Annotated in this window: 13 protein-coding genes; 7 read left to right on the forward strand and 6 right to left on the reverse strand. The window is 39.0% G+C overall.

Annotated elements, in window-relative coordinates; translation table 11 throughout:
* A partial coding sequence (locus tag CD31_RS23760; protein WP_244905092.1) for an InlB B-repeat-containing protein occupies nucleotides 1-3,498 on the forward strand: 3,498 nt, incomplete at its 5' end.
* Nucleotides 3,499-3,545: 47 nt separating this feature from the next.
* Here the strand turns inward: CD31_RS23760 and CD31_RS03995 are convergent.
* On the reverse strand, nucleotides 3,546-4,253 hold the full coding sequence (locus tag CD31_RS03995) for a response regulator transcription factor (protein WP_036075909.1): 708 nt from the start codon (nucleotides 4,251-4,253) through the stop codon (nucleotides 3,546-3,548).
* Nucleotides 4,254-4,764: 511 nt separating this feature from the next.
* On the opposite strand from CD31_RS03995, the gene CD31_RS04000 reads away from it, so the two are divergent.
* Nucleotides 4,765-5,580 (forward strand): metallophosphoesterase, encoded by an 816-nt coding sequence (locus CD31_RS04000; RefSeq protein WP_036075911.1) that lies wholly within the window; start codon nucleotides 4,765-4,767, stop codon nucleotides 5,578-5,580.
* 14 nt (nucleotides 5,581-5,594) lie between these two features.
* Here CD31_RS04000 and tatC read toward each other — a convergent pair whose 3' ends face one another.
* The 4 genes from tatC to CD31_RS04020 are packed head-to-tail and all read right to left on the reverse strand — an operon-like array spanning nucleotide 5,595 to nucleotide 9,162.
* Complete coding sequence (tatC, locus tag CD31_RS04005) at nucleotides 5,595-6,443, reverse strand: twin-arginine translocase subunit TatC (protein WP_036075912.1); 849 nt, start codon at nucleotides 6,441-6,443, stop codon at nucleotides 5,595-5,597.
* Nucleotides 6,444-6,454: 11 nt separating this feature from the next.
* Nucleotides 6,455-6,658, reverse strand: a complete 204-nt coding sequence (gene tatA, locus CD31_RS04010) for a twin-arginine translocase TatA/TatE family subunit (RefSeq protein ID WP_036075914.1) — start codon at nucleotides 6,656-6,658, stop codon at nucleotides 6,455-6,457.
* Between the two features lie 28 nt (nucleotides 6,659-6,686).
* A complete protein-coding gene (locus tag CD31_RS04015; RefSeq protein WP_036075915.1) occupies nucleotides 6,687-8,399 on the reverse strand; it encodes a GMC family oxidoreductase in 1,713 nt (570 codons plus the stop codon).
* 13 nt (nucleotides 8,400-8,412) lie between these two features.
* Nucleotides 8,413-9,162: a gluconate 2-dehydrogenase subunit 3 family protein gene (locus tag CD31_RS04020; RefSeq protein WP_016993258.1), complete on the reverse strand. Its 750-nt coding sequence runs from the start codon at nucleotides 9,160-9,162 to the stop codon at nucleotides 8,413-8,415.
* A gap of 329 nt (nucleotides 9,163-9,491) precedes the next feature.
* On the opposite strand from CD31_RS04020, the gene CD31_RS04025 reads away from it, so the two are divergent.
* Nucleotides 9,492-11,489, forward strand: coding sequence for a methyl-accepting chemotaxis protein (locus tag CD31_RS04025; protein WP_036075916.1), 1,998 nt, complete (start codon nucleotides 9,492-9,494; stop codon nucleotides 11,487-11,489).
* A 45-nt stretch (nucleotides 11,490-11,534) separates the two neighbouring features.
* Here CD31_RS04025 and CD31_RS04030 read toward each other — a convergent pair whose 3' ends face one another.
* On the reverse strand, nucleotides 11,535-12,710 hold the full coding sequence (locus tag CD31_RS04030; RefSeq protein WP_036075917.1) for a serine-tRNA(Ala) deacylase AlaX: 1,176 nt from the start codon (nucleotides 12,708-12,710) through the stop codon (nucleotides 11,535-11,537).
* A 156-nt stretch (nucleotides 12,711-12,866) separates the two neighbouring features.
* Between CD31_RS04030 and CD31_RS04035 the strand changes: the two genes are divergently transcribed.
* The 4 genes from CD31_RS04035 (at nucleotide 12,867) to CD31_RS04050 (ending at nucleotide 16,290) form a co-directional block, all read left to right on the forward strand.
* Nucleotides 12,867-13,154 (forward strand): DUF6509 family protein, encoded by a 288-nt coding sequence (locus CD31_RS04035; RefSeq protein WP_036075918.1) that lies wholly within the window; start codon nucleotides 12,867-12,869, stop codon nucleotides 13,152-13,154.
* Nucleotides 13,155-13,305: 151 nt separating this feature from the next.
* Nucleotides 13,306-14,451: a VanZ family protein gene (locus tag CD31_RS04040; RefSeq protein WP_036075920.1), complete on the forward strand. Its 1,146-nt coding sequence runs from the start codon at nucleotides 13,306-13,308 to the stop codon at nucleotides 14,449-14,451.
* Nucleotides 14,452-14,464: 13 nt separating this feature from the next.
* Nucleotides 14,465-15,799: an FAD-dependent oxidoreductase gene (locus CD31_RS04045; protein WP_036075922.1), complete on the forward strand. Its 1,335-nt coding sequence runs from the start codon at nucleotides 14,465-14,467 to the stop codon at nucleotides 15,797-15,799.
* 14 nt (nucleotides 15,800-15,813) lie between these two features.
* Complete coding sequence (locus CD31_RS04050) at nucleotides 15,814-16,290, forward strand: glutathione peroxidase (protein WP_004233894.1); 477 nt, start codon at nucleotides 15,814-15,816, stop codon at nucleotides 16,288-16,290.
* The last annotated feature ends 147 nt before the right edge of the window (nucleotides 16,291-16,437 follow it).

The raw sequence follows: 16,437 nt of genomic DNA on the forward strand, positions 1-16,437 counted from the left end.
GCCACAAATGCGACGTTAAGGGTAGGGGCAAGTGTAAGTGATGGAGGAATCCTGAGCTATCAATGGTACAGTAACACGACGAATAGCCCGAGTGGAGGGACTCCAATAAGCGGAGCCACAAATCCGATTTATGCAGCCCCCACCTCTACAATAGGCACGATGTATTACTATGTAGTAGTAACGAACACAAATAGTGGAGTAAGTGGCAATCAAACTGCTACAGAGACAAGTAATGTAGTAGGGGTAACAGTGAATGCGTTAGTAAATGCCGAGACGCCAGCAATCGGAACGCAGCCAGCAGGAAAGACCGTGAACCAAGGAGCCACAAATGCGACGTTAAGTGTAGGGGCAAGTGTAAGTGATGGAGGAACCCTGAGCTATCAATGGTACAGTAACACGACGAATAGCACGAATGGAGGGACTCCAATAAGCGGAGCCACAAATGCGACCTATGCAGCCCCCACCTTTGCAGTAGGCACAGTGTATTACTATGTATTAGTGACAAATACGAATAGTGGAGTAAGTGGCAATCAAACTGCTACAGAGACAAGTAATGTAGTAGGGGTAACAGTGAATGCGTTAGTAAATGCCGAGACGCCAGCAATCGGAACGCAGCCAGCAGGAAAGACCGTGAACCAAGGAGCCACAAATGCGACGTTAAGTGTAGGGGCAAGTGTAAGTGATGGAGGAACCCTGAGCTATCAATGGTACAGTAACACGACGAATAGCACGAGTGGAGGGACTCCAATAAGCGGAGCCACAAATGCGACCTATGCAGCCCCCACCTTTGCAGTAGGCACGATGTATTACTATGTAGTAGTAACGAACACAAATAGTGGAGTAAGTGGCAATCAAACTGCTACAGCGACAAGTAATGTAGTAGGGGTAACAGTGAATGCGTTAGTAAATGCCGAGACGCCAGCAATCGGAACGCAGCCAATGGGAGCGACTGTGAACCAAGGAGCCACAAATGCGACGTTAAGGGTAGGGGCAAGTGTAAGTGATGGAGGAATCCTGAGCTATCAATGGTACAGTAACACGACGAATAGCCCGAGTGGAGGGACTCCAATAAGCGGAGCCACAAATCCGATTTATGCAGCCCCCACCTTTGCAGTAGGTACAGTGTATTACTACGTAATAGTGACAAATACGAATAGTGGTGTAAGTGGGAGCCAAACGGCAATAACCACGAGTAGTGTAGTTCCTGTGATAGTAAATTCAGCACAAACTATTACTGTCACCTACAATGGCAATACAAACACTGCGGGCACAGTTCCAACAGATAGTGAAACGTATGAGCAAGGAGAAACTGTAACAGTTCTGGGTAATACAGGAAATCTGGTAAAAGTGGGTTACACGTTTGAGGGCTGGAACACGCAAGCAGATGGAAGAGGAATAGATTATGCACCAGCTTCAACTTTCCTAATGGGTAGTGGAAGTATCATATTATATGCAAAATGGAAGCCAGTGATTGTGACTTATACGGTAAGATTTGATGTAGCGGGGGGAAGTCCTGTCTCTAATCAGACGGTGGTACATGAAGGAAAAGCAAGTCAGCCAACCCCAGCACCAACGAAAGCTGGCCATATATTTGAAGGCTGGTATACGAGTCCTGCCTATACAACACCATATGATTTTAACAGTGCCATTACTAGGCACACAACGATATACGCAAAATGGATACCAATAACGTATACGGTGCGTTTTGATGTCAACGGAGGAAGTGCCGTCTCGAATCAAACGGTAGAGCATGGGAAAAAAGCAAGTCAGCTAGCCCAAGAGCCAACGAAAGCGGGCTATACATTCGGTGGTTGGTATATAAGTAATGCTTATACAACACCATATGATTTTAATAGTGCCATTAACGAGAACACAACAATCTATGCAAAATGGATTCCTGGGATGTATACAGTGAGGTTTGATGTCGACGGCGGTAGTGCTATCTCAGATCAAACGGTAGAATATGGGGAAAAGGCAAGTCAGCCTAAGATTGAGCCAACGAAAGCCGGCTATACATTTGTTGGCTGGTACACAAATAATGCCTACACAACACCATTTAAATTTGATACTGCGATTACAGCTAACACAGTGATCTATGCAAAATGGATTAGTAATGATACAGGTGGCGGTAATACTGATCCTTCACCAAATCCTGATTCCGGTTCATCAACACCTTCAACCAATGTAGAGGAAATTGTGGTAGATGTAGAGTCTGGTGATGGTGACTTAGTTTCTAAAACAGCTATAAAACGAACAAAAAATGTAGATAACACTATAAACGATGAAGTGACATTAACGGCACAGAGCGCAACAGAGACGATTAGGAAATTAAAGGAACAAGGAAATGATAAAGCAAGAATCATTATTCCGGATCAACAGGATCAAGTAAATCAAGTCCATGTATCCGTACCAAGAAATGTGGTGACACTTCTACAAAATAGTGCAGTCCATCTTGAAATTGTCACAGATAACGTTAGAATTGAAGTGCCAAAAACTTCGTTGGAAACGTTTAATGATAATCTCTATTTCCGACTTGTTCCTATAAAAGAGCGGGCTAATCAATTGGATATTAAAGAACAAGCTAAAAAGGAAAGGGCTGTACAGCAGTTGGCAGGAAGTACGGTTGTTGAGTTGCTTGGTCGTCCAATGACCATTGAAACAAATATGCAAAGCCGTCCTGTTATATTAACCTTACCTCTACCAACTGATTTAACACGTGAACAGCTCAATCATCTGGCTATTTATATCGAGCATAGTGATGGCACAAAAGAAGTTGTACGTGGGAAAGTTGTAGAATATCAAAAGGGAATAACAGGTTTACAGTTTGAGGTGAATAAGTTCTCCACCTTCTCCATTCTCTACTTACCAGAGAAGGAAGAAGTGAAGGAACCAACTACTGATGGTGTTACACATCTACCTTATATTCAAGGCTATCCAGATGGTACCTTCCGTCCAAATGCTCCTGTTACAAGGGCACAGATGGCAAGTATGTTTGCTCGTCAATTAACAGGTAATGCCATTCCGCAAGCAAAGGCAACCTATACAGATACATTCCAACATGATGCTAAAGATGCAATCGAATTCGTGAAGGAGAAGGGTCTGTTTAAAGGGGTTACAGCAACAAACTTTAATCCAAACGGCTTGATTACACGTGCACAGATGGCTACAGTGGCTGCCCGCTGGATAGGACAGCAATGTGTAGAACGTCCTGATACAGATTTCTGTGAGCCAACCTCACCAAGTGCAGCATTCAAAGATGTGAGCTTCAATCATTGGGCAGTGAAAGCAATTGATACTGTCAATGCAGCGGAAATTATGACAGGAGTAACAGCAGATACATTCAATCCAGATGGTTTTTTAACACGTGCACAAGCAGTGAAGGTATTAAATCGACTGTTTGAACGTCAGGTACTAACAGAAGTCCAAACACCATTATTTACAGATGTGCTAAGACAGCATTGGGCATTTTATGAAATTCAAGAAGCGGCAAAAAAATAAGCTAAAAAGGGTACGACGATTCGTTATGTAATCGCCGTGCCCTTTTTTCATGGTTCAAAAAGGAATTGATACCCCGAACCTCTCACTGTCATAATCTTTGCTTTATGACCATCAACGGATTCTAACTTTTTTCGTAAATTACTAATATGAACCTTCAATGCCTGTGTATGCCCAATACTTTCCTCAGCCCAAATAAGCTTATACAGTACTGATGGGGGAAAGATTTGACCTGGTCGTTGTGCTAGAAAGAAAAAAATTTGAAATTCCTTTGTAGATAAGGCTAATGCTTTGTTACCAATATATACTCTTCCCGAATGTACATGAAATTGAAAACCCTCTATTATACGAGCATCTTCATCTATGTGGTGTGCATCAGCTTTTTCATGAAATTGCTTTCTTCGCAAGGAAATTCTTTTGATTGTTTTCATTAAACGTTCTTTCTCAATTGGCTTTAAAATATAGTCAACAGCCTGTACATTAAAAGCTTCTATTGCATAATGCTCATAAGCAGTTACAAATACAATGTCCATTAAAAACGGAAAGTCTGCAATCTTACTAGCAAATTCAATACCATTCAATTCAGCCATATCTATATCTAAAAAAAGAATATCGGGTTTGAGTGTAGGGATATTTGCTATAGCTTCTAGTGGATTTAGGAATTTTCCGATAATAGTAACAGCGCTATTATCATGTAACGTAGCTTCTAATAAGTTGATTGCCAAAATTTCATCATCTACTATGATGGCTTTTAACATTTTTTCACCTCTTATCTTCTAAAAAGTAGAATATTATGTAGCACAGCCGTACTTTGTAAATTTTCCGCCACTAATTTTATACTTTGCTTGTAGCAATGGAAGGTTGAATAGCAAATCATGTAATTCGGAAAATTCTATAATTTATTGCGAGGTAAAAACGCTATTCGCCGTCCAATATTTGGACAATCCCTACCGCTCTCTTTTTCACCTTTAACTGTTTTAAGTTTATTAGTATTCCTGCACTTTAGTAAATGAGATGCATTTCCCAAATCGTGATGTATTATGAGTGGATAATAAAATGTGCCTTTCTACCTATAGTGTAGCATGCCAATAGTTAACAAAAAATAGATTAAATCGTGCATCATTATCTAATGATAGAAATTTTAATCTAAGGGTATTTGTGCATTTTGTGTATTTAAAGTGCATATACTTACAATCACTCTGTTTTTTGCTTATAATGAGAAAGTCAGAATTATTTCTGAAAAAGTAGCCACAAAGTGAGCGATTGCGATTGAAAAAATTATTATATGGTATCTTCTTTGTTGTTTTTATAGTCATTTTTTTGTACGTAAACAATCACTGGCTAGTCGTAAGTAAACATACGTTTGAATCAGAGAGTGTGCCTGATAGCTTTGATGGGCTACGCATTGTACAAGTTTCGGATTTACATGATGCCGTCTTTGGTGGCAATCAACAAAAATTGATTGCTAAGATAAAGGATACAAAGCCGGATTATATTTTTATCACAGGTGACGTGATCGATAGTAATCGCTATAATTTAAAACAAAGTCTCCAGGCAGTAGCAGGACTAGTTGAAATAGCGGATGTTTATTATGTACTAGGAAACCATGAGGTAGCGACGAATAAGGTGAATGAAATTTATGAGGCGCTGTCATCGTTAGGGGTACATATTATGGCCAACGAATCGACCGTGTTAGAGCGCGACGGGGAGCGCTTGGCGATTGTTGGTATTGAGGATCCATTAATGGGTAGAACAACAGAAGATATGCTAGACATTGCAACAGCCTATTTGCCAGACGATATGTTTAAGTTGTTACTAGCGCATAGACCAGAAATGTTTAATACGTATGTAAATTATCACGTTAATTTAGTATTTTCGGGACATGCGCATGGTGGGCAAGTTCGTATTCCTGGGCTTGGAGGACTTGTTGCACCAGGACAGGGGCTTTTCCCAAAATATACAGCTGGTGTCTACGAAGCAGGCGCGACGAAAATGGTAGTTAGTAGAGGCTTGGGTAATAGCTCAGTACCATATCGCATTTTTAATCTACCAGAAATTATTGTGATGGATCTAAAGAAAAAATAAGCACTGCGTAAAATTTACGCAGTGCTTTCAATTTGTTTGCGTTCTATACGTTTAACGAGATAAATACTTATTTCATACAAAATAATCATCGGTATTAAAACGAGTAACTGACTTATAAAGTCTGGTGGCGTGATAACAGCGGAGCCTACGCCCATTGCGATATAAGACCAGCCTCGTATTTTTTTCATGGATTCAGCAGTCAGTACACCAATGGCAGATAAGAATAGGGCAACAATCGGTAACTCAAATAATAGACCAAGCGGTACTGTAGTCATGATTAAAAAGTGCATATATTCATTTGCTGATACCATGACATCGAAATTGGTAGCCCCAATGCTTACTAAGAATGTATAGCTAAGTGGGTTTACGACAAAATAACCAAAAGCAACTCCTACTAAAAATAGAACTAACATGATTGGTGCATAGAGGCCTAAAAATCGACTTTCCTCTTCTTTTAAGCCTGGTTTAATAAAGCTCCATAGAAAGTGAACGAGGAAAGGCATTGCAAGACCAAAAGCTAAAGTAGTTGAAATCGTCATGTAAAATTTAACTACTTCTAATGGTCCTAAAATAACGAGTGAGTGACCTCGCGTTATGAATGGAAACCAAATATTAATAGTAGAAAAGACAACAATGAAAAATAAAATAAAAACAGTTAACCCTTTGATAATTTGCTTACGTAAATCAGTAAGATGCTCCAATAATGAGGTAACAGGAATAAGGGGCTCATTATACACATGCTCCTCTTCAATTGCTACCTTTGTTGGTATTTCAACTAAAGCCTCCACTGGTTTTGGAGGCTCAGCTTGTGGTTTATCAAGAGGGCTTAAATATTTTCTTTTTCCGTCTTCATATGGATCCATAGGAAACCCTCCTACGAAGCATCAGATTTTTTTTCGACCTTTTTCACGGTATCATCATCATCATCCATAAGTCCCTTTGTAGACTTTTTAAATTCTGCAAACGTTTTACCAACCGCTCCACCGATTTCTGGTAATTTTTTTGGGCCAAATACAATTAATACAATCACTAAAATAATGATTAATCCAGGTACTCCAATTGCTCCTAGACCTCCCATAAGTCTTGCCTCCTTTAGAATGATTTTTTTATACTAATGAACCACCTGATTGACTATATTTAATGACTCCCTCAGCACAACGGTAGGCAAGTGCTCCTAATGTACCTGTGGGATTATAACCGCTATTGTGTGCAAAGTTGCCTGCACTTACTGCGAAAAGATTATCAACATCCCAGTGCTGTAAGTAATTATTCACAACACCTTGTTCTGGTGTTAAGCTCATCACCGTACCACCCGTATTATGTGTTGTTTGGTATGGGACGATATTGTAATCGGTAATTTCTGCGTTAGGGACAATTGTTTTTGCACCCATTTCCTTCATAATCTCTGCTGCACGTGCAGAGATATATTTATGGAGAGCTCGATCCTGATCAGTAAAATTGTACGTTAACTGAGTTAATGGTAGTCCGTAAGCATCCTTGTAGGTAGGGTCAAGTGATATATAATTTTCCTTATGTGGCATAGATGCTCCTTGCGCACCAATACCGAATGAGCGTGTATAGTAGTAAATTGATTGCTTTTTAAATTCTGGTCCCCAAGTAGGTGTATCTGGTGGGGTTGGATTTGAGCCGATTGGTCGCGCACCTGTCTGTGTAAGCGCAATGTTACCTCCGTGAATAAAATCTAAATCACTATGGTCAAAATTATCCCCATTGTAATCGTCTATACACATACCTAACGAACCTGCGCCCATAAATGTATTGTATTGTTCCTCGAAGAATCCAGCGGCACCTGGCAAGATTTGATAGCAATAGTTTCTGCCGAGTGTTCCTTTACCAGTAGTAGGGTCATATCTTTCGCCTATGTCAGATACCATTAATAGCTTGGCATTATTAAAGACATAACTAGTTAATACAACAGCATTAGCTGGCTGAATGAATTCTTCTCCCGAAACAGTATCGATGTATCTTACACCTGTAGCCTTGTTACCCTGCTTTAAAATTTCAACAACATTGGAATTAAAGCGTAAATCAAAATTTCCTGTCTTCAGGGCGGTTGGGACAACCGTAATTTCTGCGGACGACTTTGCACCATATTCGCATCCAAAGCGTTCACAAAAACCACAATATTGACAAGCATTGATCGTTTCGCCATCTGGGTTTTTATAAACCTCTGACACGTTAGCTGAAGGAACCATATAAGGTGTTAGCTTCAGGTTTGTTGCAGCTTTTTCGAATTGTGCAAGCATAGGTGTTTTTTTCATAGGCGGTGTTGGATAGGGATTCGAACGCTTTCCACTAAATTTATTTTTATCATCGCCTGAAATACCAGCAGTTTTTTCAAACTTATCCATATAAGGTTCAAGCTGATCGTATGTTAAACCCCAATCTTGAATCAGATAATCTGGTCCAAGCTTATTTGGTCCATATCGTTTATCTGTTAATGTTTTGATCTGAAAATCATAGGGTAAAAATCGATAAGTCATCCCATTCCAGTGTGTTCCTGATCCACCCAGACCCTCACCAAGCAAGAAGGAGCCAAGCTGACGCATTGGTAATGCCTTCATATTTCGATCATTACGAAAGCTTACTGTTTCTTTGGATAGATTTTGCATTAAATCATATCGAATCGCATAACGGTATTCATCATGGACATTTAAATAATCCTCGGTACCACGCTTTTGACCTCGCTCTAAACCAACTACCTTTAGGCCAGCTTTGGCACATTCAGCAGCAACGATACCGCCTGTCCAACCTACACCAACTGTTACAACATCTACACTCGGTAATGTTTTAGCCATTTTTAATCCCCCCTTAATGGTTGCCTAATGAATTAGGCTCAATTTTTTGGAATTTCGCATCTTCTATTTGTGTAATATAAGCCATTTGATGACCAGGGAAGCCCTTCATACGCCAGCCATCCATATTACGATTTCCTCCATACATAGGGTCAGAATAAGCTCCCTCTAATGTAGCTGCTCGTAATAATGTAAAGAAGAACGCGGAAGTAACCCCAACCATTTCTATGTCACCTTTTTGGAAGGCAGTTAAAATTTCATCCATTTGCTTGCCATCTAAATCGTTAAAGCTTTTCTTATAACGCTTTTGTGCTTCATCCTCCATTTTTTGAATACCCTGCCTAAAAATCTCCGCTCGCGTTAAGCGGCTCTGATAGCCTTGAGTTGGGGCACCCACATCAAATGGACCTTGCATATATTCTTTAGAGTTACTCCCATAATTTCCTGCAAGTTGATGATCGATAAAATAGGGAACATCTAAACCAATAGCACCTGGTCCCAAATCGTCTTCTGGGAAAATACGTTCTGTGGCCTTTGATAAGATACTAAAATCTTTTTCATTTCTGAAAAACATCTTAGCCTTCGGTGAGCCTATGGCCTCGTTTGTTGTTTCATGACCACCATGTTCCAGGGTAGAAGTACCTTTACCATGGATGTTGTAGCCTACTAATCCTCCAATTAAACCACCACCGACTAATGTACCAGCAGCAATACCTGTTGTTTTTAAAAAGTCTCGACGAGAAACATTATTTTTGTCTGAACTCATGGAAATCCTCCCCTCAAAATGTGTTAAACGGATCCTATCTTTAATAATCAGCAAAAAATGTGAATTATAATCAATTTTTGTTGGAAAATGTTTAAATTTCATCCAACAACATTATATTCTCTGTCTTTTTATAACAAGAAGGATATATGAATTGAAAATTTTGTAGAAAATTGTTAGCACTATAAAGATAGTGATAATGGTATTATTATACATTTATTAATCATATTGGAAAATCTTTGTTGACTTCTACTTTTAGTGACTTTACTCTGAAGTTATGCAAAAATATGCGGTTTGTATAGCTAAAAATGGAAGAAGTAGGAAAAAGAGAAATGTGGTTAAAAGGTATTGGTGGTAAATTAATCGTTGCAATTATAGCTCTTGTATTTGTAACATGCGGCACGCTCGGGCTATCTACTTGGATAAATAGTACAAAAGCTGTGAATGAGCAAGTGGAATCTAATTTGGTTTCAAGAGCAGAGGATGTTTCTCACTACATAGAAGAACACTTCCAATTAACACTAGTGGAAGTGGAAGCAATTGCAGAGCAAGAGGCAGTTCGGAGCATGGACTTTGAGAAGCAGAAAAAATATCTATCGAAACGACTTGCTAGTAATGAAAATTACTTAGGCTTTGGCATTATCAACGCTGATGGGGTTGCTCATTATCTAGATGATACAACAGCTGAACTAGGGGATCGTGATTACGTAAAAGAAGGCTTTACTGGTAAGTCTGTCATGTCTGAAATTACGATTAGTCGTGTGACAGGTGAACCAGTCATTTTAATCGTTTCTCCAATTGAAACAGTAACAGGTGAAAAAGCCTTATTATTGGCACGTATTGATGGCTATTACCTATCTAAAATAGTAGAAGGCATTAAGGTTGGAGACAGTGGCTACGCATTTATGCTAGACGCTAACGGAACGATTATTGGACATAATAATCACGCGTATGTGAAGGAGCAATACAATCCAATCAAGGAAGCAGACGAAACAGGTCTCAAGACAGGCAGGGCAATGGCTGTTAAAGAAATGCTTGCTAATGATAACGGTTATTTTTCTTTTGAAACGGAAGATGCAGGAATTAATTTAATGGGCTATCATACCCTTGATAATGGTTGGAAAATGGGTGTTATCGCATTAGAAAATGAGATGCTTTCAGGGCTTTCTAAGCTTAAGACAAACTTTATAGTCACTACGATCATTGTTTCGATACTCGGGCTATGCATCTCGTTTGCCATTTCCCGCTCTGTTTGTAGACCACTTCGACATGTACTTCGCATTAGTGAGGGGTTATCAGAAGGAGACTTTACACAGGAGATTCCAGAAAAATATTTGAAACGTATTGATGAAATGGGAACGATGGCACGTGCATTAGATCGAATGATTGATAATATGCGGGAAATGATAGTCAAAGTCAGTCAAGAAGCAACGGCAGTGAATGAAGCTTCGTGTGATTTAATGGGAGATGTAAACGGAGTAACAAAGCATTCAAAACAAATTGCTGGTGCAATAAGTGAAGTAGATCGAGGGGCACAAAGTCAAACTGTGATGGCAGAGGAAAGTGCCTCAGCAATGGAACAAATGGCAATGGGGATACAAAATGTAGCTGAAGTTGCCTCCACAATTGCTTGTAATACAGATTTTATTTCCCAGAAAATTAGTGAAAGCAATCATGCTGTCCAACAATCAATTCGTCGTATGAATGAGATTCAGCAAGGCACAACAGATGAACTAACAATTATTCACAAACTAGAAAAAGAGTCAACGGAAATTAGCTTAATTTCAAAAATGATTACCGATATTTCCGATCAAACGAATTTATTGGCATTAAATGCCTCTATTGAAGCAGCACGGGCAGGAGATGCTGGTAAAGGCTTTGCCGTTGTAGCGGAAGAAGTTCGCAAGCTATCAGAGCAAACAGCAGAATCAGCTACTAAAATTAATGTGCTCATTGAAAGAGTTCAATCTTATACATTAGAAGTAGTAAAAGCAGCGGAATCAGGTGAAGATAATGTTGAGCGTGGTTTAGCTTCCATTGAGGCAGTTGGAGAACGCTTCGAGGAAATGGTTCAAGCAGTAGGAGAAATAGCAGGTCAAATTGAAGAAATGAATGCTTCAGCTGAACAAATGTCTGCCAATACGGAGGAAGTTTCAGCATCTATGGAAGAAATGGCAGCTACTGCACATGCAGCAAGCGATTATGTTCATGAGGTAACAGATGCAACAGCGGAACAGTTGAAGACGGTAGCAGTAATGAACAATCAAACTGAAAAACTATCAGAAATGGCAAAACGTTTATATGAAGCCATTCAAAAATTTAAATATTAAATGAGAGAGGAGCTGTCTATTAATGATAGCTCCTCTATTATGCAATTAAGCGTCTTGCATTGCTGCTAGTAATTCTTCTTTCGAAACGGTGTAATCGCCACCGCCTTGTACCATTTGGTCACTTCCGCCACCCTTACCATTAATAAGAGGCAGTGCCTTTTGGGCAACATCCTTCATGCTTTTTGAAACATTATTACCTCTTGCTGCAACGAATTGTAGCTTGCCTTCATTTTCGGACACAAGTAGAGCTATTACATCTTTCTGTTCCGTAACAATAATACGGGCTATTTTTTGTAGCTCTTGCATTGTTCGCTGATTAAAAGCAGCTGTTACTACACCTTCGTTATTAACAAGTGCCTTTGCTTCATACGTGAGTAATTCCTCTTTCGCAGCAGCAAGTGCTTTTTCTGTATTTTTTTGAGCAGATAGAACTTTTGTGAGTGCTGTGGCAGCTTCAATCTCAGGGACACTTAATTGTCGAGCAACGTCTGCTAATACTTTTTTTCGCATGCCAAGCTCAGTCAACACACGTTGACCACAAACAAAAGAAACGCGCACATTGCCCTTCATTTTTTCGGTACCTAATATTTTGATGGTACTAACTTGTCCTGTAGATGTAGGGTGAGTGCCACCACAACCGTTGTAATCAAAATTAGGGATAATCACAAGTCGAATATCACCCGTCACGGCTACTTCTTTACGAAGGTTATAGTTACCAAGCTCTTGTTCTGTAACCCAGGTAGTTTGAATAGGGCGATTCTCTAAAATAATGTCATTGGCTCTTGCTTCTGCTGCTGCAAGCTGTTGCTCAGAAATCGTTTCTACAGCAAGATCAATTGTTACTTGCTCACTGCCTAGATGAAAGCTTACAGTCTGTGCATTAAAAAGCTCAACAAAAGCAGCTGTTAAAATATGTTGGCCAGCATGCTGCTGCATATGATCAAATCGTCTTGGCCAATTTAATTTGCCATGTACGACGCCATCTAAAGTCGATAGATCACCTTGAATATAGTGACGAATTTCATCATCCACTTTTTCAACATCTATGACCTCCAACGCATTCAATGTACCTGTATCGTGGGGTTGACCTCCACCAGTTGGATAGAAAGCGGTGTTCGATAGTACAACATAATGACGGCCTGATTCATCAGTTCCTTTACCAATAATAGTTGCATCAAACTCTTGTAACATAACGTCTTGATAATATAGTAGCTCTTTCATGAAAAAGCCTCCTTGTATGTAGGGAAATTTAGTTCTAAATTAATTCCATTTCATTGTGGCATAATTACTTACAGGTGTATACGGCTTTTCTAGTTGACCCATGCTGAAATTGATTTAATATAGAAAAGAACAGCTAAAGAAAAAGGAGCAAACATAATGGAAATTACACAATTCTCAATGGAAGAAATTTTAGACCCAACAAATATTATTGAAGGTAAGCGTTATGAATTTATACTGGATGTAGAAATTGATGAAGAGGATGAGCTTTACCACGAAGCTGGTATTGAAATTCGTGTCCTTATTGGTGAAAAAGACGAAGAACCATTCATATTAAATTACTTCATCATGGAAAAGGCTGAAGGTGAATATTTAGACTTTGCATTAGAGGATGATGAACTAGAAGAAATTTTGACATTCTGTAAAGAAGAAATAGCTAAAGCATAGTAAGTAACAGGTAGAGAGTATATATTCTTTACCTGTTTTTTTATTGAATTAAGGATTATGTAAGCTTGATGAAATATACATGTAGTATTGAAGGACTAAACTTAGTTTTAGTGTTCAGAAAATAGGGCAATTTAAAGAGAGAGGTGTTTCTATGTCAACGTATACACAATCCATTTTTATAGCTTTTTTCATAACCATCATGTTATCCTTCGTACTATTTATACCATGGCTGATTTATACGTATCGAAAGTATGGATACTTATCGATGTCCAAAACCATTATCATGTTCTCATTTATTTTTTACTTTTTATCTGCGCTTTGTTTAGTATTATTACCATTTCCATCTACCAGAGATACTTGCTCACTTCAATCCCAAGACACCGTTCATACTAATTTGCGACTTTTTCAATTTGTTGATGATGTTTTAAAGGATAGTGGAGTAGTTTTAACAAATCCATCTACATGGCTTGCTATCACAAAACAGCAGGCATTTTTTCAAGCCTTCTTTAATTTCTTACTACTGATGCCATTCGGCGTTTACTTGCGATATTTTCTTAAAGAAAGAAGGTACTGGAAACGTGCATTTTTAATTAGCTTTTTGCTAACATTGTTTTATGAGGTCACACAAAGAACAGGCATTTATGGCATCTTTAATTGCGCATACCGAATCTTTGATGTAGATGACTTATTACTAAACAGTGTAGGTGCGCTCCTAGGCTTCTTCTTAGCACCAATTGTTTGGGCATTATTCCCCTCTCATGAAGAGGTTGAGGCTAAAGCTGTTGAAATGGAAAAAAATGATATTGTTAAGCCGATTTCTATTTTACTAGCATTGGTCATTGATTTATTTATCGCCCAATTGGTTTGGATGATTATTGGTGTTCTGACTGGGTACAGTGGTACTTTTGAATTCTTAGTGAAAATGGCTCTGTACATTGTACTCTTTGGTTTGATGCCAAGTTTAATGAATGGTGCAACGCTCGGTATGAAGGTGATGCGTTTTACAATGGTCAACAAGAATGGCAAAAGTATTGTAAAGCAATCATGGCGTCGCTGTATTGCCATTATCGCTACCTTGTGTTTATCAGATGTCATTTCAACATTAGGTGACATTCAATTAGATATGGATTCACCATTTTATGTTCTGCAAATTGTCATTTCTCTACTTGCCGCAATAGCAGGTTTTGCACTTACAATGATAATAGCCGTTCACGTGGTAAGGGTCATCGTAAGTGGTGGAAAACGACGTTTGTATATCGATCAATATGCAGATTTAATGGCAACAAGGAAAAAATAAGGGGGCTTGTAGAATGAAATACGTCATCATTGGGGGAGATGCTGCAGGTATGTCTGCAGCAATGGAAATCTATCGGAATGTTCCAGGGGCAGAAATAACTACTTTAGAACGTGGTTTTATTTATTCATATGGGCAATGTGGATTGCCTTATGTTGTAGATGGTCGTATTTCATCAACCAAACGTTTAATTGCAAGAGATGTCGAAACTTTTCGAGATAAGTATGGCATTGATGCAAGAGTTGGCTATGAGGTAGAGAATGTAGATATAGAGAAGAAGGTTATTACAGGTACACAAGCAAGTGGTGATAAATTTGAGATTACCTACGATAAACTTCTTATTGCAACGGGGGCTAGTCCAGTCATGCCTGTGAAAAGGGGGAATGAGCTAGATGGTATCCATACGGTAAAAACAATACCTCAACTGGAAGATTTGATGGCAGATTTATCATCAGAGATTGAGCAGGTAACCATCATAGGTGGTGGCTATATTGGTTTAGAAATGGCTGAAACCATACATGCCTGTGGGAAAAAGGTAAGGCTTATTCAGCGCGGAAGTCATGTGGCCCGTATTTTAGATGAGGAGCTTGCTCAGCATGTTCATGAGGAAGCGAAAAAGAACGGTGTCGAGCTGTTATTAAATACGAGTGTTGAAGCTTTTGAAGGAAATAAACGAGTAGAACGTGTTATTACAGATAACGGCGTACTAGAGACCGATTTAGTCATTGTTGCTTCAGGTATAAAACCAAATACTCAGTTTTTAAAGGATACTGGAATGGCATTTGCAAAAAATGGAGCGATCATTGTAAATCGCCATTTAGAGACTTCTATTGAAAATATTTATGCAGCTGGCGATTGTGCAACTCACTTTAATATTGTGAAAGAACGTTTAGATTATATACCTTTAGGAACGACTGCCAATAAGCAAGGTCGTTTAGCAGGTCTCAACATGTCAGGCAAATTTGCTCCGTTTAGAGGAATTGTGGGCACATCTATTTTAAAATTTTTCAACTTAACTATTGCTACAACAGGCATTAATGAGCGCGATGCTAAAGAGCTTGGTTTTGACTATGAGGCATTTAAATTATCTGCACGCCATATAGCTGGCTATTATCCAGGCGCACAACGTATGTTTATAAAAGTGGTCGTTCGCAAGCGCGATCAATTGTTATTGGGTGCGCAAATCGTGGGACCAGCGGGAGTCGATAAACGTATCGATGTTTTTGCGACGGCATTATATAGTAAAATGACCTTACCTGATTTGTTAGATTTAGATTTGGCCTATGCACCACCATTCAATGGTGTTTGGGATCCTTTGCAGCAGGTGGCAAGAATGAATGGACGTTTATAATAGGAGGTAGAGAGATGAGCATTTATGATATTAATGTAACTTTAGAAGATGGTACTATTTATAGCCTTGAACGTTATAAAGGAAAGCCGATGCTTATTGTTAATACAGCTTCCAAATGTGGCTTTACACCACAATTTGAAGAATTAGAAGGTCTCTATGAAAAGTATCAGGAGCAAGGTCTGGTTGTACTTGGTTTCCCATCAAATCAATTTAAACAAGAGCTAGCGACAGCTGAAGAAGCTGCCTCCCAATGTCGATTAACATATGGTGTGACATTTCCCATGCATGAGATTGTTAAGGTGAATGGTAAAGAAGCACATCCTATTTTCGATTATCTCACTTCCCACTCCAAAGGATTTTTAGGCAATAGTGTTAAATGGAACTTTACAAAATTCCTTGTAAACCGTAATGGAGAGGTTGTTGGACGATACGCCTCAGCAGATAAGCCAAGTAGCTTTGAGGAAGATATTCAAAAAGTATTAGCTCAATAGATTAGAAAGGTTCATGCACTACTTGTGTATGAATCTTTTTTTGTCTATAAATTTCAAAAAGCTGAGGATTTAAGGTTGCTGTAAGCTTGCGACAAATTTGCTGTAAGTTTGAGGTCGTATACTAAAGTCAGAAAGAAGAGGTGAGCG

It is taken from the genome of Lysinibacillus boronitolerans JCM 21713 = 10a = NBRC 103108 (genome assembly GCF_000772935.1).
Classification (GTDB): domain Bacteria; phylum Bacillota; class Bacilli; order Bacillales_A; family Planococcaceae; genus Lysinibacillus; species Lysinibacillus boronitolerans.